Below are 22,189 nucleotides of genomic sequence, written 5' to 3' on the forward strand. Positions count from 1 at the left end.
TATGTCTTTTGACGGTATGGTAATGAGAGCCGTTGCACACGAAACAAATGAATTGTTAAAAGGTGGACGAGTTACGAAGATCTATCAGCCTTATGCAACTGATTTATTACTTGTTATTCGTTCAGGTGGTAAAAATCATCAGCTGTTATTATCGGCGAATCCATCTTATGCAAGAATTCAAACAACACAGGAATCTTATGCAAATCCAAAGGAGCCTCCAATGTTCTGCATGCTTCTTCGTAAGCACTTAGAAGGTAGTATTGTAGAAGAGATTAAACAAATCGAAAATGAACGCATTATCCACGTCACATTTAAAGCACGTAATGATCTTGGTGACTTAACAACAAGAACGTTAGTAGCTGAAATTATGGGTCGTCATAGTAACGTTATTTTACTTAACGAATCAAATATGATTTTAGATAGCATTAAGCATCTTTCTCCGTCTGTAAACAGACACCGGACGGTTCTTCCAGGGCAGGATTATATTGCACCTCCTGCACAGAACAAAATTTCACCGTTCGGCTTAACGAGAGATGATTTTCTAAGACAGATTGATTTCAATGCAGGTAAACTAAGCCAACAGCTCGTTCAAGCTTTCGGTGGACTTTCACCACTGATCGCAAAAGAAGTGATTCATAGGGCAGGACTAGCCAACCGCACAACTCTACCGGAAGCTTTCTTTGATGTCTTCCAAAAGCTAGAGCAGCATCACTACAAGCCACAAATGGTAACAGAAGCGAAAGAATTCTTCTCTGTTGTTGAGCTGTCTCACTTATCAGGAGAAAAAAGAGAATTTGAATCTGCTAGCGAACTGCTCGACCGCTTCTATTATGGAAAAGCTGACAGAGACCGCGTAAAGCAGCAATCGAATGATCTAGAGCGTTTTCTTTCAAATGAATTAAAGAAAAACGAGAAGAAAATTCAAAAGCTCACTCGTACGATTCAGCAAGCACAGGAAGCCGATACGTATCAACTACTTGGCGAGCTGTTGACAGCAAACATGCATATGGTGAAGCGCGGGGATAAAAAGGTAGAAGTGATCAACTATTATGATGAAGATGGTGGAACAGTTCTTATTGAGCTGAATCCTCAGAAAACACCTTCTGAAAACGCTCAAGCCTATTTCAAAAGATACAGTAAAGCGAAGAATTCGATCTCTGTTCTTGAAGAACAAATCAGAATGGCCCATCAAGAAATCGCATATCTGGAACAGCTGATTCAACAATTAACCTCGGCCTCCCCACGTGACATAGAGGAGATACGTGAAGAGCTTGAAGAAGAAGGATACATTAAGAAACGTCGTAAAAAGAAGAAATCCAAACCAACGAAACCTCAGCTTGACGCTTACGTCTCGTCAGATGGTACGGAAATACTCGTTGGGAAGAACAACAAGCAAAATGAGTATTTGACGAATAAGCTTGCTGCTCGAGGAGAAACGTGGCTTCATACGAAGGATATTCCAGGATCTCACGTGGTGATTCGAAGTAAAGAATACACGGAGGAAACGCTCCTTGAAGCCGCCAATCTTGCTGCCTATTTCAGTAAAGCACGCGAATCTGGTTCAGTGCCGGTTGATTATACCGAAGTACGTCATGTGAAAAAACCAAACGGCGCCAAGCCAGGGTTTGTGACGTATGATCAACAAAACACTCTTTATGTAACACCAGATCAGGATTTGATATTTAGGATGAAGAAGTAATTTCAAATTCATAACGAAAGAAGGGCTGATCGCAATTGTATAGCGATCAGCCCTTCTTTTTTTATTCATACTAAAAGATATCTTCTATTACCAGGAGTACTCAATTTCACCTAGATTAATCTTCTATATTGAGTTAGAAGTTCAGAGTATCAGCTGAACACTTCTCCAGAAATTTTCTTAGAAGCATCTCCATGCTCCCACCCACAGAAACGATCATAGAATAGATCATATTTCGCTTGATATTGTTCTTTTACCTGATCAATGTTTTTAATCGAATTAATAATCTCATCGTTTGTAAACACTAACGGCCCAGGTAATTCAGACTCCATATCAATATAAAATCCCCTTAAGGTATCACGATATTTTTCTAAATCATATGTGAAGAAAAGAATTGGTCGTTTCAAGTTTGCATAGTCAAAGAACACGGATGAATAATCTGTGATTAAGATATCGGCTATGAGATATAATTCTGAGATATCATCATACTTAGAAACATTGAAAGCAAATCCTTCAAAATCTTCAGTATTAAGATGATCGGCTATAAAGTAATGCGTTCGAAGAAGCACCACATACTCATCACCTAATTCTTCTTGCAATCGCTCAAGATCAAATTTTAACGAAAACTTGTATTGACCAGGTTTATAAAATTCGTCATCGCGCCAAGTAGGTGCATATAATATGACCTTTTTATCTAATGGAATATTTAACTGCGTTTTAAATCTTTCCATAAGCTGTGTTTTGTTATCACTGTGTAATATATCATTTCTAGGATAGCCATATTCAAACATGCGATTGTTAAATTTAAACGCACGCTGAAATATCTCACTGGAGTAAGAATTTGCTGAAATTAAGTAATCCCATCTTCTAGATTGTTCATAAAAGTCTGCTTTATAATTTGGATTGGCTGAATGAACATCATTCATATCAAACACTAGTTTCTTTAATGGTGTGCCATGCCACGTTTGAAGGTAGATATTTCCCTCTCGTTTCTTTAAAGCTTTTGGAATGCGAGAATTCGAAACCCAATATTTTGCCCGCGCCATGTAATAGAAATAAGCTAATGATAGTCGTTTCACTTGCTTAGCATTACCCGGTATTTCTTTACCTGGTTTAGCGAAAACCCAAATATAATTATAGTCCTTATTTTCGTTAATGAGCTCTTCATAAATGTTTTTAGGACTATCTGAATAATTCTTTCCTAAGAAGCTTTCAAATACGATTGTTTTGTTTTGCATTGGTAGCTTAGTAAATACATAGTTGTATAACGTTCGATAAAGTTTTTGGCGACCCTTTAGTGATCTTGAAGTTATTCTTAAAACTTTATGGAGCTTCAATAGCTTCCTAAGCTTTTTCTCATCCTTATTTCTGATCGCTTTTAGCTCTCTTTTAATAAAGAAGCTAATTCTTCTAGAATATGAATGGGTATCTATAAATTGTACGACTGACGATAAATCCTCCAGGACTTCTGAATAGATGTCTTGTTCTTGAAGAACGAAGATCACGTATTGACAATAATAAGAAACGAACTGATTGCATAGAAATTTAATGGCTTTTGGATTCTCTGAGTACACTTCTGTTAGTTTTTGAAATCTCTCCACATATTCTTTTATTTTAGCTACGTCATCGTGTTGTGTTAATGACTCGGGAGAATCGGGGTCTTTTCGCCATTGTTTTTTATAAATATAGCCTGTTATCGTAGGTACGGTTTTGAAATAGTCAAGGAGAGGTAACAAAAATGTTAAATCACTATAGTATCTGTAGTCCTCATCAAAACGTAGATTTAGTTCATCAACTAACGTACGTCTAAACAATCGATTAAGTACAGATTCATTTCGAAATTTAGATTTTGAATATTTAATTCGATGTTTAACAGGTAAAGTGAGGTTGGCTTTTTTATTTTGTTTGTTGAATGAACCAAATATAACTTCATGATGAGTGATGTTGCTAATAAGAAGACCTAGAGCATATTGATCTAAACTATCGTCACTATCTAAAAAGTAGATAAACTCTCCTGTCGCCACATCTAATCCAGTGTTTCGGGCATGCGCTACTCCTTTATTAACTTTTAAATCTATGGATTTTATTCGAGAATCTTGTTTTTCATAATTCCTAATAATCGATAGACTATTATCCGTTGATCCATCGTTAATCAAAATAGCCTCCCAATTGGAATAGGCTTGATTGATTAATGATTCAATACAATTTTCCAAGTAAACTTCTGTATTGTACACAGGAATGATAATTGATATTTTATTTTTCATGACATTTCACCTTTATCTATGATTTTGAGTTCATTGTTATACTACATTTTTCAAAATCACTATCGATTTTCATGTTGGTTCTTATTGAGATCTTTTATACAATTAATCCAACTATCTTTTTGGCATAAAACCCTTTTTATAACATATGAGGACTCAATTTACTAGATTACCATAGCTTAATCTTTTTGTAAATTTTTGTTTTATTTATTACATTAAAGTAAATAAACGTAAAAACTTTAATAATATCGTTATGAAATTTACAATTATTCAACATCATATATTTTGGTTATGTTAGAGAACATTATTAATATTTGACTCTGCCGAAAATCAAAATAGAGGTTAAACTCTTTACAACAAAAAGGTTCCTGCTAAGTAACTAGCGGGAACCTCTTATTTATTAGGCTTTATTCTCAAAAATTGTGGCTATTGAAAAAATTGTATAAAGAATCACACTTCGCTGATTGAAGCGGAAATACCTCCGCTCAGCAACACTGTTTTAGAAAACAGTCATTTGTTATAATACTGCAACCGTAATAATCGCTAACCCATCAAGCACTTCTACATGTTTCGTTTCCTTCGCACCAAGCCCTTTCAGCTTCTCGCTTAGCTGTTCTGGTGTATAGCGATGTCTTTTCGTTGAAACGTTCGACCACTTTAACAGTGATGTTTGTTCAAAACCGCTCATTCCATGCTTTTTTGCATATTCGAAAGCAGCCATTTGGTTCATTTGAAGAGATGGATTTAACATAACAATCCTACCGTCTTCTTTTGTAACCCGCATCATTTCTTTCATACCTGCTTCAGGCTCTGGTAAAAGGAACATAACGCACGTTGATAGAGACAAATCAAACGTGTCATCGTTAAACGAAAGATTGCATGCGTCATCTTCTGAAAAGTGACTTTTATTCGCTCGATTTAAAAAGAAGAAATTCTGTTTGCTTGCCTTCACCATTTCAGATGATAAATCAACACCTGTCAGCATACTCGCTTCCTCGACGCCACGAAGAAGAAGTCTTCCTGTTCCACACCCTACATCTAGAACTGACTTCCCTTCCCATGATCCTGAAGCTTGTTTTAATTCATCGTGAACAGCTCCAAGCCATTTTGTTCTAGCCATATCATCAAAAAAGGATACGAGCGAATCGAACTCTTCTCCTTGCATTTTTCTCATCTTCCCCCTCCTAAACGGAGAGATCTTTCAACTGCTCCAACCATTCTGTTGAAGATGGATTGTCGCGCCAGTGAAGCAGTGATTGAACCTCTCTTTCCTCAATCATACCTGTTTCAACGGCGCTTGTTAACAATTCATCGAAATTGGTAAGGGTATCCCAGGCAATTCGTTCAGCAGCGAACTGCTCTGCCCCTTTTTTCATCCCATATGTAAAGATCGCGGCCACACCAAGAACATTCGCTCCTGCAGATTGTAATTGCTTCACAGCATCAATGGCACTGCCGCCAGTTGAAACCAAATCTTCAATTACCACAACTTTTTGGCCATCATCTACTTTTCCTTCAATAACATTCCCTTTTCCATGCACCTTTGCGCTTCCCCGAACGTAAACCATTGGTAGATCTAATACGTCGCTTACCCACGCAGCATGAGGAATCCCAGCTGTTGCTGTTCCAGCAATCACTTCTGCATCAGGGTATTTTTCCTTCACCATAGTAGCAAGCCCACGGGCAATTTCTTTTCTTACCTTTGGATATGAAAGTGTTAAACGGTTATCACAGTAAATTGGTGATAATAATCCTGAGGACCACGTAAATGGGTTATTCGGCTGTAGACTCACTGCCTCAATTTCCAATAAGGCTTTAGCGATTGATTTCATATGAATTCCTCCATTCAGATTTTAGTATGTTATATGCCGCTAATGGATTCTTCGCTCCAGTTACGCTGCGTCCTACGACTATGAAATCACTTCCTAGAGACCGTGCTTTCTTTGGTGAGCAGACGCGGTTTTGATCACCAGCCATATCCCCTTCGAGTCTAATCCCAGGAGTTACCGTTAGAAAACGATCGCCACAAGCTTCTTTTATCATCGGGACTTCGAGAGCTGAGCTCACAACACCATCAAGCCCACTTTCTCTTGCAAGATTGGCGAGAGAAACAACGCTATTCTTCATATTTCCAGTGATTTGCAATTCTTTTCGAAGCATCTCTTCTGACGTACTTGTTAATTGCGTAACGCCGATGCAAAGCGGGCGCTTTTGCCCTGAGCTCGTACCTGATTCAAGCCCTTCTATTGCCGCCTTCATCATACGCGACCCTCCACTAGCATGAACATTGATCAAATCAACACCAAGACCGGCTAATCCTTTCATCGCCTTTTGGACGGTATTTGGAATATCATGAAGTTTCAAATCAAGAAAAACATCGTGACCTTGCTGCTTTAATTCATCTACTAACTTAGGTCCATGTTGATAGTATGCTTCCATACCAACTTTAACGAAAAGCTTTTCCCGCTCAAATAGCGCAAGGAAATCATCTAGCTCATCTTTTCTAGAAAAATCTAATGCGAGGATGATTGAAGATTCCATTCCGATTTCCAACTCCTTCCCGTAAGCTCTGAAATATGGTGAACACCTAACTCATCAAGCAATGCTGGTAAAGACTCAATAATGTTAGGACATATAAATGGGTCAACGAAGTTTGCTGTTCCAACCGCTACAGCGCTTGCTCCAGCAAGAAAATATTCCACTACATCTTCAGGAGTCTGCACCCCGCCCATACCGATAATTGGGATATTTACTTGTTGACTTACTTGATGAATCATACGAATGGCAACAGGCTTAATGGCAGGACCTGATAAGCCACCAGCCCCATTTGCAAGGATTGGCTTACCGGTTTTCAAGTCAATTCGCATTCCGAGAAGCGTGTTGATCATCGTTAACCCATCCGCTCCAGCACGCTCAACTACTTTTGCCATTTCCACAATATCTGTCACGTTCGGTGAGAGCTTGACGTAAACAGGAACTGACGATACGTCTTTTACAGCTTTAGTTACGTCATATGCTGTTTCTGGTACCGTTCCAAATGCAAGTCCGCCTTCCTTCACATTGGGGCAAGAAATGTTTAACTCTAGCGCATGAACGTTCGGTGCTTTAGAAATCCGTTTAGCCACGGCCACATAATCTTCAATTGTAGATCCGGCGACATTCGCAATAATTGGCACATCAAATTGTGATAACCATGGTAATTCTTCTGTCATGACACGCTCAAGGCCAGGGTTCTGGAGACCGATAGCGTTTAACATGCCTGACGTCGTTTCTGCTACACGAGGTGTAGGGTTTCCGAATCTAGGCTCATTGGTGGTCGCTTTTACCATAATGGCTCCAAGCTGATCTAGTTTGTAAAATTGACTGTACTCTCTACCAAATCCAAAGCAGCCAGAAGCTGGCATAATCGGATTCTTTAAGTCAAGACCTGGTAGCTGAATTCCTAATCGGCTCATAGGACAACCTCCCCTGCTTGAAATACCGGACCGTCACTACAAACTTTTCGATAAGCAAAGCCTGTTTCGTCTCCCTGTACATGACAAACGCACGCAAGACAGGCACCAATTCCACAGCCCATTCGCTGTTCAAGGGAGAGGTACACGCCCTTTTTTGCATGATAGTTTTCTAGCGCTTTTAACATTGGAGATGGACCACAGGCAAAGAGATAATCTGCTTCCATATCAAGCTGATTTGTTACAAACCCTGCTTCCCCATACGTTCCATCCGCTGTTGTAATCGTGACAGGGCCTAATGCTTTAAACTTCTCTTCATAAAAAACTACTGAGCTCGTTTGAAAGCCATTTATGTGCTTCACATTGACGCCGCGCTTCGTTAATTCTTGCGAAAGATAATAAAGGGGGGGCACGCCGATACCGCCTCCTACAAGCAAAGCCGTATCTCCCTCCATTGTTTTATCAACCGGAAACCCTTTACCGAGCGGGCCGAGGAGGTCAACCTCAACCCCCGGCACCATCTCAGATAAAACTTTCGTTCCTTTTCCTTCTGCTCGGTAGATCATCGTCAACTCATGCTTTTTAGGATCAATACGACAAATGCTAATCGGCCTTCTGAGAAGTGGATCTGAACCGAAGCCAGCTTTTACATGAACAAATTGTCCAGGTTGGAAGCTTTCATCAATCTCCTTATGGAAAACTACTGCTTCATAAATCGAAGCTGCAATTTCTTTTTGGGACACGAGCTCGGTTTTTAACTGTCTCATGAACGAACCACTTCTTTTTCGTGAAACTTCGGCATGCTTGTGCTTGTAAAGGTCATTGTTTCAATAACGCGAAGCAGAGCTCTTGCTGTATCAAGAGATGTAAAGCACACAACTCCGTTTTCAACTGACTCTCTTCGAATACGGAAGCCGTCACGAGCCGGTTGCTTTCCTCTAGTGAGCGTATTAATAACAAATTGTGCCTGACCTTCACGAATGACGTGTAGTAAATTCGGCTTTTCTGCCCCAATTTTATTGACGACTGTCACAGGTATTCCAAGATCACGTATGATGTGAGCTGTTCCTTCTGTCGCCAGAATGTGATAGCCGATCGCATTGAAACGCTTCACAATATCGATCGCTTCTTCTTTATCTTTGTCCGCGATTGTGAATAACACTGAGCCGTGAGTTGGAATCTTCATACCTGAAGCAACGAGCCCTTTATATAGAGCTTTCTCCAGTGTGTAATCGCGCCCCATCACTTCGCCTGTTGATTTCATTTCAGGCCCGAGCGTAATATCAACGCGGCGCAGTTTAGCAAATGAGAAGACCGGCACTTTTACATATACATCGTCTCGCTCTGCTCCATACCCTGTTTCGTAACCAAGTGATTCAAGCGATGCTCCTAGAATCACTTTTGTTGCTATGTTCGCCATCGGTACCCCTGTAATTTTACTTAAGAATGGTACCGTCCGACTTGAGCGCGGATTTACTTCAAGCACATACACCTGTTCATTTTGAATAACATATTGGATATTAAGGAGACCTTTGATCTTCAAACCTCTCGCAAGAGCGATTGTCTGATCAATGAGCGTTTGTTTCACCTCACTAGATAAGCTCTGTGGAGGGTATACTGCAATCGAATCCCCAGAGTGAATCCCTGCACGCTCGATGTGTTCCATAATACCTGGAATAAATACGGTTTCTCCGTCAGAGATCGCATCAACTTCAATTTCTTTCCCCATCAAATACCGATCGATTAAGACTGGGTGCTGCGGATTAACCTTAACGGCATTTTCCATGTAATGAAGCAGTTCGCTTTCCTTATACACAATTTCCATTGCTCTTCCGCCGAGTACATAGGATGGGCGAACGAGGACAGGATAGCCAATTCGCTCAGCAATGGCAACTGCTTGATCAACGGAAGTTGCTGTCTTCCCTTCTGGTTGAGGGATGTTCAGCTCTGCCATCGCCATTTCGAATTTGTCGCGATTCTCCGCTCGATCCATATCTTCTAACGATGTTCCAAGGATTTTCACCCCTCGAGCTGATAGTTCGTCCGCTAGATTTATAGCCGTCTGACCTCCGAACTGAACGACTACGCCTTTAGGCTTCTCAAGATCAATCACATGCATCACGTCTTCAACAGTTAATGGTTCAAAATAAAGCTTATCTGAGATGCTGAAATCAGTAGATACAGTCTCCGGGTTATTATTAATGATAATGGCTTCATAACCCGCTTCACGAATGGCCCAAACGCTGTGCACCGTTGCGTAATCAAATTCAATCCCCTGGCCGATTCGAATTGGCCCCGAACCTAGTACGAGCACACTCTCTTTTGGTGTTTCAAGTGATTCATTCTCATCTTCATAAGTGGAGTAGTAATAAGGCGTTTCAGATTCAAATTCGCCCGCACACGTATCAACCATTTTGTAAACGGGACGGATGGCTTCTCGCGTTCGTAGTTCATAGATTTCAAGCTCCGTTTGATCCCAGAGGGTTGCAATGATATGATCTGAGAACCCTTTTTGCTTTGCTTCAAGCAAAAGATCGAGATTTCCTTTGTTTTCTTTCAACTTGTTTTCAAGCTCAATGATTCCTTGCATTTTGACGAGGAAATAATGATCAATTTTGCTCCAATCATGAATTTCTTTTATCGTTTTTCCTCGTCTGAATGCTTCTGCTACAACGAAGATGCGCTCATCGTCCGCAAAGCGAATTCTTCTCTCCATCGTTTCTTCATCAAGATCAGCTAGTTCAGGAATAGTAAGGTGACTAACGTTCGATTCCAGTGAGCGAACCGCTTTTAGTAGTGATTCTTCAAGTGTACGGCCGATTGCCATCACTTCACCTGTTGCCTTCATTTGCGTTCCTAACTTGCGATTTGCACTTTCGAATTTATCAAATGGCCATCTTGGAATCTTAGATACAACATAGTCTAAAGCTGGTTCGAAGCTTGCATATGTTTTTCCTGTAACAGGATTTTTCATTTCAGCAAGAGAGAGCCCCACCGCGATTTTCGCTGCAAGCTTGGCAATCGGGTAACCCGTTGCTTTAGATGCAAGAGCGGAAGAACGACTTACTCTAGGATTTACTTCTATGATGTAATATTGGAAGCTGTATGGATCAAGAGCGAGCTGAATGTTACAGCCCCCCTCGATTTTTAGTGCGCGAATGACTTTTAGCGCTACGTTACGTAGCATTTGATAGTCTCGGTCAGATAGGGTCTGACTCGGCGCTACGACGATGGAGTCACCTGTATGGATTCCAACAGGATCGATATTCTCCATGTTACATACAACGATCGCTTGATCTTGACCATCTCTCATCACTTCATACTCGACTTCTTTAAACCCAGCAATGCTTTTTTCGAGAAGACACTGCGTAACCGGGCTGTATTTTAGGCCACTTGAAACAATTTCTTCTAATTCTTCATCGTTGTTCACGATTCCACCGCCTGTACCACCAAGCGTATAGGCAGGACGTACAATAACCGGGTATCCAATTCGATTCACAAATCGATAAGCTTCCTCAAGGTTATGAATAATATCACTTTCAGGAACTGGCTCGTTTAACTCATTCATGAGCGTACGAAACAAATCTCGATCCTCTGCCTGCTGAATCGCATCAAGTTTCGTACCTAAAAGTTCTACTTCATAGTCTTTTAAAACGCCCGCTTCTGATAATTCCATTGCCATATTCAGTCCAGTTTGCCCTCCAAGTGTTGCAAGAAGAGCATCTGGTCGTTCTTTTCGAATAATACGGCTAACAAAATCAAGCGTTAGTGGCTCGATGTATACTTCGTCCGCGATTGTGGTATCCGTCATAATTGTTGCAGGATTTGAGTTTACTAGAATTACTTCATAACCCTCTTCTTTTAACGCCTGACATGCCTGCGTTCCTGCATAGTCAAATTCTGCTGCTTGCCCGATGACAATCGGTCCAGATCCGATCACAAGGATTTTCTTAATATCTGTACGTTTAGGCATATGTTTTTTCCCCCTTGAATGTTGTAATCATCGAGATAAAGTCGTCAAAAAGTTCATTGGAATCTTCTGGTCCAGGTGATGCTTCTGGATGGTATTGCACACTAAAAGCTGGTTCATTCTTATGCTTGACGCCTTCAATGGAACCATCGTTTACGGCAACATGTGTGACTTCAAGGTTGGTATTCTCTAACGTTTCAGCGGCAATCGTATAACCATGATTTTGCGAAGTAATCGCGACCCGTTTTGTTGTTAAATCCATTACGGGATGATTGGACCCTCTATGACCAAATTTCATTTTCTCTGAATCCGCTCCGCAGGCAAGAGCAAAGAGTTGGTGACCTAGGCAAATGCCAAAGAGCGGAATTTTACCGAGAATACCGTTAATCATGTCCACTCCTTCAGGAACATCTTTTGGATCGCCAGGGCCATTACTTAGCATCACGCCATCAGGATTTAGGCGCAGAATTTCTTCTGCCGACGTATTGTATGGGACAACAACAACATCACATTTCCTTTTTGTTAGTTCTCTTAAAATGCCGTGCTTCATTCCAAAATCGACAAGAACGATGCGGAATCCACGACCTGGACTTGCATAAGGTGCTTTAATGGATACCTGCTGTACCTGGTCCCTTTTCAATGGTGTATCTCTTAGATCACGCGCAATCTTCTCTGGATCAACATCCATGCTACACATTTTTCCTTTTAACGTTCCATTTGAGCGGATCAGCTTTGTTAGCTTCCTTGTGTCAATTCCTTCAAGTCCAGGAATGCCTTTCACACGAAGCAATTCATCAAGCGTCATTTCATTTCTCCAGTAGCTTGGTACTTCTGTTGCTTCTTTCACAATAAGACCGTGTACAGATGGGTTTATTGATTCGAAATCATCTCTGTTTATGCCGTAGTTTCCGATCAACGGATAGGTTAGCGTGACGATTTGAGCACAATAGGATGGATCGGACAAAATTTCCTGATAGCCCGTCATGCCTGTGTTGAAAACAACCTCACCACTTTTCTCAATGTCACTACCGAATGCTTTCCCTACAAAAACGGATCCATCTTCTAATATCAGCTGTCTTCTCATCATTGATCGCTCCCCTTTTCAAACACGATTTTGCCATTGACAACTGTTGCCGTTGGCCATCCTTTACAAGTCCATCCATTAAATGGGGTATTCTTTCCTTTCGAAACAAATAACTCTGGATTAATGTCCTTTTGCTCTGTTAAATCGATAATTGTCATATCCGCTAGTGCACCTATTTCGAGAGTGCCGTATTCAAGTCCAAATGCCTGCGCTGGTTTCACCGTTAACCAATCCACAAGTTGCTTGAGTGTAAAGGTCCCTTTCTCAACAAAATGGGTGAATAACAGCGGAAAAGCTGTTTCCAATCCTACAATGCCGAATGGCGCTTTTTCCATTGACTGTGCTTTTTCTTCCTCTGAATGAGGGGCATGATCCGTTGCAATAAAGTCAATTGTGCCGTCAAGCAAACCTTCGATAAGTGCTTCTCGATCTTCTTTTGATCGAAGAGGCGGGTTCATCTTGTAATGCGTATCAAGTCCCGGTATATCATCTTCTGATAAAAGGAGATGATGTGGTGTTACTTCAGCTGTTACGTTAATGCCAGCCCGCTTCGCATCGCGTACAGTACGGACGGACTCCTTCGTACTAATGTGGCAAACATGATAATGAACGCCTGCTGCTTCAGCGAGCAGAACGTCTCTTGCAATATGTACCGCCTCACAAACCGATGGAATACCATTTAGTCCATTCTCTTTTGAGAAATGACCTTCATGAACGCTTCCTCCGTTGATCAACGTGTTTTCTTCACAATGGGCAACAATTGCTAGGTTACTAGCTGCCGCTCGCTTCATCGCTTCTAACATCATTCCTGCATCTTGAACACCAACGCCATCATCTGTTAAAGCAAACGCACCGTTTGTTTTCAACCCTTCAAAATTCGTAAGCTCTTGACCTAGCTGTCTTGTTGTAATCGCTCCGTATGGTAGGACGCGAACACTTGCCGTTTCTTTGATACGTTTCATTAATGTTTGCATCGTTTCTCCATTGTCTGGTACAGGTCTTGTATTCGGCATAGCTGCGATTGTTGTAAATCCGCCTTTCGCCGCTGCTTTAGTACCAGTTTCAATCGTTTCTTTATGCTCTCCTCCCGGTTCTCTTAAGTGCACGTGAAGATCAACGAGCCCTGGAACTAGGAGGTTCCCTTTCGCATCAAAGGTTTCGTACTCACCCTTTTCAATGCTCTGTGCGATTGTTTCAATTTGACCTTCTTGATTGATAAGAACATCGCGCTCCATCAATTCTCCAGATTCATTAAGTAGTTTCGCGTTTTGGATTAGCATTACACGACCATTCCTTTCTTATTAGGTTGTAGGACCAAATTCAAGCAGGCCATTCGTACGTAAACACCGTTTTCCATTTGTTTAAAAATTCTTGAGCGTTCACATTCCACTAATGATGTATCAATTTCAACGCCTCGATTAACCGGCGCAGGATGCATGATAATGCTGTGTTTCTTCAAACGTCTTTCTCGCTCTACCGTTAAGCCGAATGATTGGAGGTAAGAATCAGTATCGCTTCTTCTTGCATGGCGTTCATTTTGAATGCGGAGTAGCATGAGGACATCCGCCTGTTCAACCGCTTCATCCATTGTGACGTATGGGTAGTCATTCATTGTTTCATCTTGCCATTCACGGGGGCCCGAAAAACTCACTTTTGCACCTAGCCTACTTAATACGTTCGCATTTGACCGCGCTACCCTGCTGTGCTTTATATCACCAGCGATCACAACGTTTAGACCTTCAAATCGCTTGAATTCTTGACGAATCGTTAGGAGATCTAGTAGCGATTGGGTTGGGTGATGCCCGCATCCATCGCCTGCATTAATGATGGACATGGACGTTTTCTCAAGTAGCGGTTCGAAATACTTCTCATCTTTGTGCCTTACGACTACAGCACTTGCCCCAATAGATTCAAGGGTTTTAATAGTGTCGTATAGCGTCTCCCCTTTTTGAACGCTTGATGATGACGTTTCAAAATTCAACACCTCATATCCAAGTCGCTTCTCTGCTACCTCAAAGCTAAATCTTGTTCGGGTTGACGGTTCGAAGAAAAGATTCGCTATAAACACTGGCTCCTGTCTTTGAATACTTTTTCCATTTTTAAAACGTTCAGCCTGCAGTAAAATTTCATGAATTTCATCTAATGTAAGAGAGGTCATATCAAGTAAATGCTTCACATCACTCACTCCGTTTCGTTAATATTTTTCTCAAAAAAAACACCCTGAGCGTTGTCAGGGTGCAGAAGGTTAGACGCGTTTAAGTAAACGCATCTCTTTCCCACCCTTTTAGGTCTCTCTGTACCTTTTTAAAGGATGATGCTATGCAGCTGGTTCGTTATTTTCAAGATCTTCTTCAAACATTTTCTCAACCGATTGTTGTGAGCTTCCGCCAGGCAAAATGAGGTTCAGCGTAATACCAATGACAGTCGCAAGCGCCATTCCTGCAATTTGCAAGTTGTCACTGACCTGGATGAATGCCCCACCTACACCGATGACTAGGATTACGGAGGAGATGATCAAGTTGCGCTTTTCACCAAGATCAATTTTGTTATCAATCAGCATGCGCAAGCCAGATGATGCAATAATTCCGAAAAGAAGGATCGACACGCCGCCCATGACAGCCGTTGGAATCGTTGAGATAAGAGCTGTTACTTTTCCAATGAAGCCGAACATAAGGGCAAGGACAGCAGCCCCTCCGATGACGAACACGCTGAATACTCGTGTTATCGCAAGTACGCCAATGTTCTCCCCATATGTTGTGTTCGGCGGCCCACCAAGGCAAGATGCGATCATTGTGGCTACTCCGTCTCCAAGAATGGAGCGGTGGAGACCTGGAGTTTTCAAGAAATTCTTGCCGGCAACTTTACTTAAAACCATCTGATCGCCAATGTGCTCTGCAATCGTAACAACTGCAATTGGTACCATGATGAATAAGATTTCCCATGAGAAGACATCAACCGGGTTGTAATCCGCAAACGGGATGATGAAATCCGGCATTTGTAAGAATGAAGCTTCTTTAATTGGAGTAAGGTCAACAATACCCATGAAGTAAGCAAAAGTGTATCCAGATACTATGCCGATTAAAATCGGAATCAGGCTGAAAAATCCTCTTAAAAACATGGAAGCGAGAATGGTAACCCCTAGCGTGACAAGCGCGACAGTAAAGTGTGTGCCGCTATAGGCTTCCGTAGCAGGGTTATTCATCGCCATGTCAATCGCCGTTCCTGCAAGACCTAGTCCGATGACCATGATCACGGGGCCAACTACGATCGGTGGAAGAAGTTTTAACAGCCAGTTTAACCCAAGCGCTCGAATCCCAATTGCGACAAGACCGTAGACAATCCCGGCAAAAAAGCTTCCGATCATGGCTCCCTCTGGTCCGTGTAAAGAGACGGCTGAAATGATTGGTGCAATAAAGGCGAATGACGACCCCAGGTATGCTGGGATGCGACCTTTCGTTATGGCAAGATAAGCTAGCGTCCCAAGTCCACTTGAGACAAGGGCAACCGCCGGATCAAGTCCGACGAGAAATGGAACTAATATCGTTGCGCCAAACATGGCGAATAAATGCTGTAAGCTCAATGTAAGCCAGCTTGAAGGTTTGGGTACCTCTCGAATTCCTAATACTTTTTTCATGATGTATTCCTCCTCGGTTGTGCGTGTCCCGGCCATCGTTTTTCTTAACCCTAAGGTATAAAAAAACTCCTTGCATGGCCGCAAGGAGGTACACGCGTGTCCTTAAACGGAACGCGTCTCCTCCCTTGGCCGTCTCTCTGGACGGATTTAAAGGGAGCACGATTTATGATTGTGATAAGCTAACTTGATCAAAGTCATCTACTTCTGTTAGAGCAACTTCAATGATTTCTTCTTTTGCTGTTGGTACGTTCTTCCCTACATAATCGGGACGAATCGGTAATTCTCTGTGTCCACGATCAACTAGCACCGCCAGTTGAATTTGTGATGGACGTCCAAGATCCATTAAGGCATCCATTGCAGCACGAACGGTTCTGCCTGTATAAAGAACGTCGTCAATAAGTATAACTTTTTGATCTGTTACATCCTTTGAAATGCTTGTGCCTTTTATTAGCGGATCCTGATCTTCGTTTTTGTGAGTAAGGTCATCGCGATACATGGTGATATCAACTTCTCCTACTGAAATCGCTGATCCTTCAATTTGTTCGATTCGTTCAGCTAACCTCTCAGCTAAATAAATGCCTCTAGTTTTAATCCCAACAAGCATTGTATTATCAATGCCTTTATTACGCTCTAGAATTTCATGTGCAATTCGCGTAAGCGCTCTTCGAATCGCTTGATCATCGAGCAAAATGCGTTTGTTTTCCATGATGATCGCCCCTCTCTCTTTATCGATCTGTGGCATTAAAAAAACCCTTTTGCCATGAGGGCAAAAGGGTTTTGGGCATATAAATGTACCGATCGTACATAGCCGTTTTTCCTTTGCAGCCTCACGGGACTGTCTTTAAAGGGTATGCTATTGTCTATAAAGAGTATCGCAAAGATCTCTTCTTAAGTCAACCTTAATCTTGTCTAAGTCGCTTTAATAAACGTTCAATATCCTCTGGAATAGGAGCAGAGAATTCAAGCCACTCTTCTGTCACAGGGTGACTGAAGCCTAGAACACCGGCATGAAGGGCCTGACCATCAATCGGAAGCGACTTTCTTCTTGGGCCATATTTAGGATCACCTGCAACGGGATGATCGATATATTTCATGTGAACTCGAATTTGATGCGTTCGACCAGTTTCAAGCTTACATTCAACATAAGTAAATTGCTTATAACGTTCTAGAACATGAAAATGCGTAACCGCATCTCGGCTATTTTCATCCGTTACCGTCATCTTCTGACGATCTTGCTTATCTCGCCCGATTGGCGCATCAATTGTCCCCACGTCATGCTGAATGTTGCCATGAACGATGGCAGTATAACGCCGGTTAACGGTTTTAGCTTGAAGCTGCTTTACAAGTGACTCATGGGCTTTGTCGTTCTTTGCGACCATTAATAACCCTGAAGTATCTTTATCAATACGATGAACGATCCCAGGACGGACAACACCGTTAATACCGCTTAGATCGTTAACTTGATACATTAACCCATTAACAAGCGTTCCGCTAGCATGTCCTGGAGCTGGGTGAACAACCATTCCTCGTGGTTTGTTCACGACAAGAACATCTGCATCCTCGTAAACAATCTCAAGGTTCAGATTCTCTGCTACAATTTCTAATTCTTCAGGCTCAGGAACGGTTACTTCGATCTTATCGCCTGCAGTTGCTTTATAATTGCCTTTCACGTCTTCGCCATTCACTTGAATATTTTTATCTTTAATCCAAGCTTGAACCTGGCTACGCGACCAGTCATTTTCATAAGAAGTAATGAGCTTATCGATTCGCTCACCTTTCTCTTCTTCTGCTACTTTAAATGTGAATTTTTCCATTAGTTTTCCCCTTTAGCCTGCTTACTTTCAAAAATGGTTCCGATAAAGATAAGAATAACACCTACAACAAGGGAGGCATCGGCAACGTTAAAGATCGGAAAATCATAAGAGAAGATAAATGTGTTCACAAAATCTACTACTTCTCCACGAAGGACTCGATCTATAAAGTTCCCTATTGCACCACCAAGTATGAGTGCTAGGGTGACGCTAACGAAACGGCTATGTTTATATTGTTTCATATAATAAATAACCGCTCCAATGACGAAAATGGTAATGATATAAAAGAAAATCATCTGTCCTTGAAGGATTCCGAAGGCGGCGCCCCGGTTTCGATGAGAAGTTAGATAAAGAAAGTCATTAATTAATGTAATGTTTTCACCATATTCCATGTACTTCACAACAAGCCATTTCGTCCACTGATCTAGAACAATGATGCCTATGGCTATGAGATATTTCCACACGAGCGCTCCTCCGATCAAATGTTACTTCCTATGAAAGTTTAGCACAGCTTGCTTCAGCAGACAATCGAAACTGAGCTAACAACAAAGAAAAGACGCTTCGCATCGCAAAGCGTCTTTTCGATTTATTTCTTTAATTAGTAATGATTTTTAACCGTTTCAGCACAGCTAGCGCAAAGAGTTGGGTATTCACTATTAGCGCCAACGTCTTTTTTCACTTGCCAACAGCGCTCACACGTTTCTCCCTCAGCAGGTGAAACGGAGATCGCTAGTTCTTCATATACTTTCGCTTCTGCTGGTGCTTCAGCCTTCGTACCGGCCACTGTAGCACCTGATACGATAAAGAGCTTCTCAAGATTTGCTACGCCTTCCAGCAAATCCTTCGTACCATTATCAGCATAAATATGAAGCTGAGCGGTTAACGATTTACCGATTTTCTTCTCGTTACGCGCTTCTTCTAGTGCTTTTAGAACTTCGTCACGAAGCTCCATCACATGATCCCATTTTTCTTCAAGATCAGCTGTACCTTCAAAATTCTTCACTTCTGGCATATCGGAAAGCTGTACATACTCTTCCTTCTCACCAGGGACAAACTGCCATACTTCTTCAGCAGTGTGCGGAATGATAGGCGAAAGAAGTTTCGTAAGCGCAACAGCTGTCTGATAAAGAACTGTTTGGATCGCACGACGGTTCGGGTGATCTGCATGTTCAATATAAAGCGTGTCTTTCGCGATATCGAGATAGAACGAGCTCATTTCAATTGTAAAGAAGTTATGGATGGTATTATAAACCGTTAAGAACTGATACTCATCATAAGCTTTTTTCACTTTCGATACGAGATTATTTAGCTTCACAAGCATATACTGATCAAGTTCACCTAAATCCTTATACGCCACTTGATGCTCTGTTGGGTCAAACCCTTCAAGGTTCCCAAGCATAAAACGGAACGTGTTGCGAATCTTTCGGTACACTTCAGCTACTTGTTTTAAAATATCATTCGATACGCGAACGTCAGCTTGATAATCAGCCGATGAGACCCATAGACGCAGAATATCCGCACCCAATTGTTTCATAACATCGTTCGGTACCATGGTATTTCCTAGCGACTTACTCATTTTCTTTCCTTCACCGTCAAGAATAAATCCATGGCTAAGAACCGCTTTATAAGGTGCTTTACCTGTTACGGCTACAGCTGTTGATAGGGAGGAGTTAAACCAGCCACGGTACTGATCAGAACCTTCTAGATACAAATCAGCAGGTCGTGCAAGGTCGCTTCTTTCTTCGAGAACAGCTTGGTGAGAAGAACCTGAGTCAAACCAAACGTCCATGATATCCATTTCTTTACGGAATTCACCGTTTGGACTATGCTCTGAAGTAAATCCTTCAGGTAGAAGTTCTTTTGCATCCCACTCAAACCAGATGTTTGATCCATGCTTACGGAACAATTCTGATACATGAGCAATTGTCTCATCTGTAATGATGGGTTCATTATTTTCGCCATAGAACACTGGGATTGGAACGCCCCATGCGCGTTGACGAGAAATACACCAATCTTCACGATCCTTTACCATATTATGAAGGCGGATTTCACCCCATGATGGGAACCATTTCACATCTGCTACAGCTTGAAGAAGTTCAGGGCGGAACTCTTTGATCGACGCAAACCACTGCTCAGTTGCACGGAAAATGATCGGTTTCTTCGTACGCCAATCGTGTGGATAAGAGTGAGTGAAGAATGTAAGCTTCACAAGCGCGCCAACTTCTTCAAGTTTTTCAGTAATTGGTTTATTCGCTTTGTCATAGAACATACCTTCAAAGCCAGGAGCTTCATCAGTGAAAACACCTTTTTCATCTACAGGGCAAAGGATGTCTAGCTTATACTTTCGTCCGATCATATAGTCATCTTCACCGTGTCCAGGGGCTGTATGAACGCAACCTGTACCTGCGTCAAGCGTTACGTGGTCACCAAGAATCACAAGGGATTCGCGATCGTAGATTGGATGCTGAGCCGTCACGTATTCAAGTTCGCTACCTTTTACGCGCTTTACTTCACTTACGTTGTTCCACTCAAATTCTTCTTTTAATTGATCAACAAGCTCTGTTGCTACAACGTATTTCGTAGCATCCGCTTCAATGACGCTGTATTCGAACTTCTCATTCAACGCAATCGCAAGGTTTGAAGGAATGGTCCACGGCGTAGTTGTCCAGATGATAAATTTCTCATCGCCATCAAGAACACCTTTTCCGTCTTTTACATCAAACGCAACGTAAATCGATGCAGAGCGCTTATCTTGATACTCGATCTCAGCTTCAGCTAATGCTGATTCAGATGTCGGAGACCAATAAACGGTTTTTTTATCTTTATAAATATAACCGCGCTTTGCCATTTCTCCGAACACTTTAATTTGCTGTGCTTCATAGCCTTTATCAAGCGTAATGTATGGATTATCCCAATCAGCACGAACTCCAAGTCGCTTGAATTGTTCACGCTGGCGATCAACTTGTTTTAATGCGTATTCTTCACATTTCTTTCTAAATTCAGCAACCGTTAACTTCTTACGATCGACGCCTTTTTTCGTTAACGCCTGCTCGATTGGAAGTCCGTGCGTATCCCAACCAGGAACATATGGAGCATTAAAACCGTTCATTGATTTATATCGAACGATGATATCTTTTAAAACTTTGTTCTCTGCATGACCCATATGGATGTCACCATTTGCATATGGAGGGCCATCATGTAGGACGAATAGAGGGCGGTCCTTCGTTCTTTCCTGTACTTTTTCATAGAGATTAATGTTTGCCCATTCTTTTTGCATGTCAGGCTCTTTATTCGGTAAATTTCCTCTCATCGGAAATTTTGTTTTTGGCATTAAGAGCGTTTCTTTATAGCTCATGAGGTTTCCTCCTTCAACTTATAACGAGCAACAACCGTAACGATCTTCAGCCACTCGGGGATTGTTTCTTCAAAGTGTGCTACAAAATAAAAAAACCTTCTCGTCCCCGAAAAGGGACGAGAAGGTTTTCCCGTGGTACCACCCAAATTAAGCTTTACGCTCACTTTGCATTCGTAACGTGAATGATTCGCCGAGGCTTACTTATCGTTCAGCACGGGACTCAGGGGCGATCTTCTCTGATTGCTTAACACCGGCTCACACCATTCCCGGCTCGCTTTGTTAAGTAAGAATCAGATACTCTTCCCATCTTCGTCGATCGTTATTGCTATTAATAGAAGTATAGTGTAAATAAAAATAAGAAGTCAAGGAAATGACAAAAATTAAATGAGTGCTTTATGCTTTTTCTTCGATTTGCTCCTGTTGCTGCTCTTCTTCCTCATCAAATCGAGCCAATAGGCCATCCCAGTCTTCATTATTTAGCATCTCTAGCTGGGCTTCAACTAGCATACGAAAACGTGTGCGATAAACCGCTGCTTGTTTTTTCAGTTCTTCATTATCCATGGAGATTTTACGCGCTTTAGCGAGCGAATCATTAATAATGCGGTCGGCATTTTTCTCAGCTTCTTTTACGATGAGCTGGGATTCTTTCTTAGCGTTTTGTCGCACTTCTTCTGCTGACTCTTGTGCTACTAAGATCGACTTATTTAACGTTTCTTCAAGGTTTGAGAAGTGCCCAAGTCGTTCTTCTAGAAGCTTCACTCTCTCATTCAATTCTTTCTTTTCTCTGATTACCGTTTCATAATCTTTGATTACCTGATCAAGAAACTCATTGACCTCATCTTCATCATAACCGCGAAATCCGCGTGTAAATTCTTTGTTATGAATATCTAATGGTGTTAAAGGCAATTCAGCCACCTCCGATTTAC

At 41.7% G+C, this 22,189-nt stretch carries 17 protein-coding genes and 1 other annotated feature; of the genes, 1 reads left to right on the top strand and 16 read right to left on the bottom strand.

Features of this window, described 5'->3' with window-relative positions; genetic code table 11:
• The first annotated feature begins 1 nt into the window (after position 1).
• Positions 2-1,699 carry an Rqc2 family fibronectin-binding protein gene (locus ABVF21_RS02950; protein ID WP_303531742.1) on the top strand — a complete coding sequence of 566 codons (1,698 nt, stop codon included), beginning with the start codon at positions 2-4 and terminating at the stop codon, positions 1,697-1,699.
• Positions 1,700-1,848: 149 nt separating this feature from the next.
• Here ABVF21_RS02950 and ABVF21_RS02955 read toward each other — a convergent pair whose 3' ends face one another.
• From ABVF21_RS02955 to ABVF21_RS03030, 16 genes are all read right to left on the bottom strand, one after another.
• On the bottom strand, positions 1,849-3,960 hold the full coding sequence (locus tag ABVF21_RS02955; protein WP_303531224.1) for a bifunctional glycosyltransferase/CDP-glycerol:glycerophosphate glycerophosphotransferase: 2,112 nt from the start codon (positions 3,958-3,960) through the stop codon (positions 1,849-1,851).
• Between the two features lie 514 nt (positions 3,961-4,474).
• Entirely contained in the window at positions 4,475-5,131 is a 657-nt protein-coding gene (locus ABVF21_RS02960; protein WP_371017452.1) for a class I SAM-dependent methyltransferase, read from the bottom strand.
• A gap of 10 nt (positions 5,132-5,141) precedes the next feature.
• A complete protein-coding gene (pyrE, locus tag ABVF21_RS02965; protein WP_371017453.1) occupies positions 5,142-5,789 on the bottom strand; it encodes an orotate phosphoribosyltransferase in 648 nt (215 codons plus the stop codon).
• Complete coding sequence (gene pyrF, locus ABVF21_RS02970) at positions 5,773-6,498, bottom strand: orotidine-5'-phosphate decarboxylase (protein WP_371017454.1); 726 nt, start codon at positions 6,496-6,498, stop codon at positions 5,773-5,775. Before pyrF ends, pyrE begins: the two co-directional genes overlap by 17 nt.
• On the bottom strand, positions 6,471-7,412 hold the full coding sequence (locus ABVF21_RS02975; protein ID WP_194221368.1) for a dihydroorotate dehydrogenase: 942 nt from the start codon (positions 7,410-7,412) through the stop codon (positions 6,471-6,473). Before ABVF21_RS02975 ends, pyrF begins: the two co-directional genes overlap by 28 nt.
• The gene (locus ABVF21_RS02980; RefSeq protein WP_194221367.1) at positions 7,409-8,176 is read right to left on the bottom strand and encodes a dihydroorotate dehydrogenase electron transfer subunit; all 768 of its coding nucleotides are present in this window, start codon (positions 8,174-8,176) and stop codon (positions 7,409-7,411) included. Before ABVF21_RS02980 ends, ABVF21_RS02975 begins: the two co-directional genes overlap by 4 nt.
• The gene (gene carB, locus ABVF21_RS02985; RefSeq protein ID WP_371017455.1) at positions 8,173-11,382 is read right to left on the bottom strand and encodes a carbamoyl-phosphate synthase large subunit; all 3,210 of its coding nucleotides are present in this window, start codon (positions 11,380-11,382) and stop codon (positions 8,173-8,175) included. Before carB ends, ABVF21_RS02980 begins: the two co-directional genes overlap by 4 nt.
• Positions 11,375-12,463, bottom strand: a complete 1,089-nt coding sequence (locus tag ABVF21_RS02990; protein ID WP_371017593.1) for a carbamoyl phosphate synthase small subunit — start codon at positions 12,461-12,463, stop codon at positions 11,375-11,377. Before ABVF21_RS02990 ends, carB begins: the two co-directional genes overlap by 8 nt.
• Positions 12,463-13,743: a dihydroorotase gene (locus ABVF21_RS02995; RefSeq protein WP_371017456.1), complete on the bottom strand. Its 1,281-nt coding sequence runs from the start codon at positions 13,741-13,743 to the stop codon at positions 12,463-12,465. The genes ABVF21_RS02990 and ABVF21_RS02995 overlap by 1 nt, the downstream gene beginning before the upstream one ends.
• Entirely contained in the window at positions 13,743-14,639 is an 897-nt protein-coding gene (locus tag ABVF21_RS03000) for an aspartate carbamoyltransferase catalytic subunit (protein ID WP_371017457.1), read from the bottom strand. The genes ABVF21_RS02995 and ABVF21_RS03000 overlap by 1 nt, the downstream gene beginning before the upstream one ends.
• A gap of 141 nt (positions 14,640-14,780) precedes the next feature.
• Positions 14,781-16,097 (bottom strand): solute carrier family 23 protein, encoded by a 1,317-nt coding sequence (locus ABVF21_RS03005; protein ID WP_303531215.1) that lies wholly within the window; start codon positions 16,095-16,097, stop codon positions 14,781-14,783.
• A gap of 163 nt (positions 16,098-16,260) precedes the next feature.
• Entirely contained in the window at positions 16,261-16,803 is a 543-nt protein-coding gene (gene pyrR, locus ABVF21_RS03010) for a bifunctional pyr operon transcriptional regulator/uracil phosphoribosyltransferase PyrR (RefSeq protein ID WP_194221361.1), read from the bottom strand.
• A 193-nt stretch (positions 16,804-16,996) separates the two neighbouring features.
• Entirely contained in the window at positions 16,997-17,911 is a 915-nt protein-coding gene (locus tag ABVF21_RS03015) for an RluA family pseudouridine synthase (protein ID WP_303531213.1), read from the bottom strand.
• Positions 17,911-18,372 (bottom strand): signal peptidase II, encoded by a 462-nt coding sequence (lspA, locus tag ABVF21_RS03020; protein WP_303531211.1) that lies wholly within the window; start codon positions 18,370-18,372, stop codon positions 17,911-17,913. The genes ABVF21_RS03015 and lspA overlap by 1 nt, the downstream gene beginning before the upstream one ends.
• A gap of 134 nt (positions 18,373-18,506) precedes the next feature.
• Positions 18,507-21,263 (bottom strand): isoleucine--tRNA ligase, encoded by a 2,757-nt coding sequence (gene ileS / locus ABVF21_RS03025; RefSeq protein WP_371017458.1) that lies wholly within the window; start codon positions 21,261-21,263, stop codon positions 18,507-18,509.
• Positions 21,264-21,372: 109 nt separating this feature from the next.
• Positions 21,373-21,582: a binding site (T-box leader), on the bottom strand.
• 74 nt (positions 21,583-21,656) lie between these two features.
• Entirely contained in the window at positions 21,657-22,169 is a 513-nt protein-coding gene (locus ABVF21_RS03030; RefSeq protein ID WP_371017460.1) for a DivIVA domain-containing protein, read from the bottom strand.
• Positions 22,170-22,189 lie beyond the last annotated feature (20 nt).

Origin of the sequence: Pseudalkalibacillus sp. JSM 102089, from assembly GCF_041366475.1 — a bacterium.
In the GTDB taxonomy this organism is placed as follows: domain Bacteria; phylum Bacillota; class Bacilli; order Bacillales; family Guptibacillaceae; genus Guptibacillus; species Guptibacillus hwajinpoensis_B.

Coding starts and splice junctions, on each gene's coding strand:
- ABVF21_RS02950 (WP_303531742.1), top strand. CDS start 2: ATGTCTTTTGACGGTATGGTAATGAGAGCCGTTGCACACGAAACAAAT.
- ABVF21_RS02955 (WP_303531224.1), bottom strand. CDS start 3,960: ATGAAAAATAAAATATCAATTATCATTCCTGTGTACAATACAGAAGTT.
- ABVF21_RS02960 (WP_371017452.1), bottom strand. CDS start 5,131: ATGAGAAAAATGCAAGGAGAAGAGTTCGATTCGCTCGTATCCTTTTTT.
- pyrE (WP_371017453.1), bottom strand. CDS start 5,789: ATGAAATCAATCGCTAAAGCCTTATTGGAAATTGAGGCAGTGAGTCTA.
- pyrF (WP_371017454.1), bottom strand. CDS start 6,498: ATGGAATCTTCAATCATCCTCGCATTAGATTTTTCTAGAAAAGATGAG.
- ABVF21_RS02975 (WP_194221368.1), bottom strand. CDS start 7,412: ATGAGCCGATTAGGAATTCAGCTACCAGGTCTTGACTTAAAGAATCCG.
- ABVF21_RS02980 (WP_194221367.1), bottom strand. CDS start 8,176: ATGAGACAGTTAAAAACCGAGCTCGTGTCCCAAAAAGAAATTGCAGCT.
- carB (WP_371017455.1), bottom strand. CDS start 11,382: ATGCCTAAACGTACAGATATTAAGAAAATCCTTGTGATCGGATCTGGA.
- ABVF21_RS02990 (WP_371017593.1), bottom strand. CDS start 12,463: ATGAGAAGACAGCTGATATTAGAAGATGGATCCGTTTTTGTAGGGAAA.
- ABVF21_RS02995 (WP_371017456.1), bottom strand. CDS start 13,743: ATGCTAATCCAAAACGCGAAACTACTTAATGAATCTGGAGAATTGATG.
- ABVF21_RS03005 (WP_303531215.1), bottom strand. CDS start 16,097: ATGAAAAAAGTATTAGGAATTCGAGAGGTACCCAAACCTTCAAGCTGG.
- pyrR (WP_194221361.1), bottom strand. CDS start 16,803: ATGGAAAACAAACGCATTTTGCTCGATGATCAAGCGATTCGAAGAGCG.
- ABVF21_RS03015 (WP_303531213.1), bottom strand. CDS start 17,911: ATGGAAAAATTCACATTTAAAGTAGCAGAAGAAGAGAAAGGTGAGCGA.
- ileS (WP_371017458.1), bottom strand. CDS start 21,263: ATGAGCTATAAAGAAACGCTCTTAATGCCAAAAACAAAATTTCCGATG.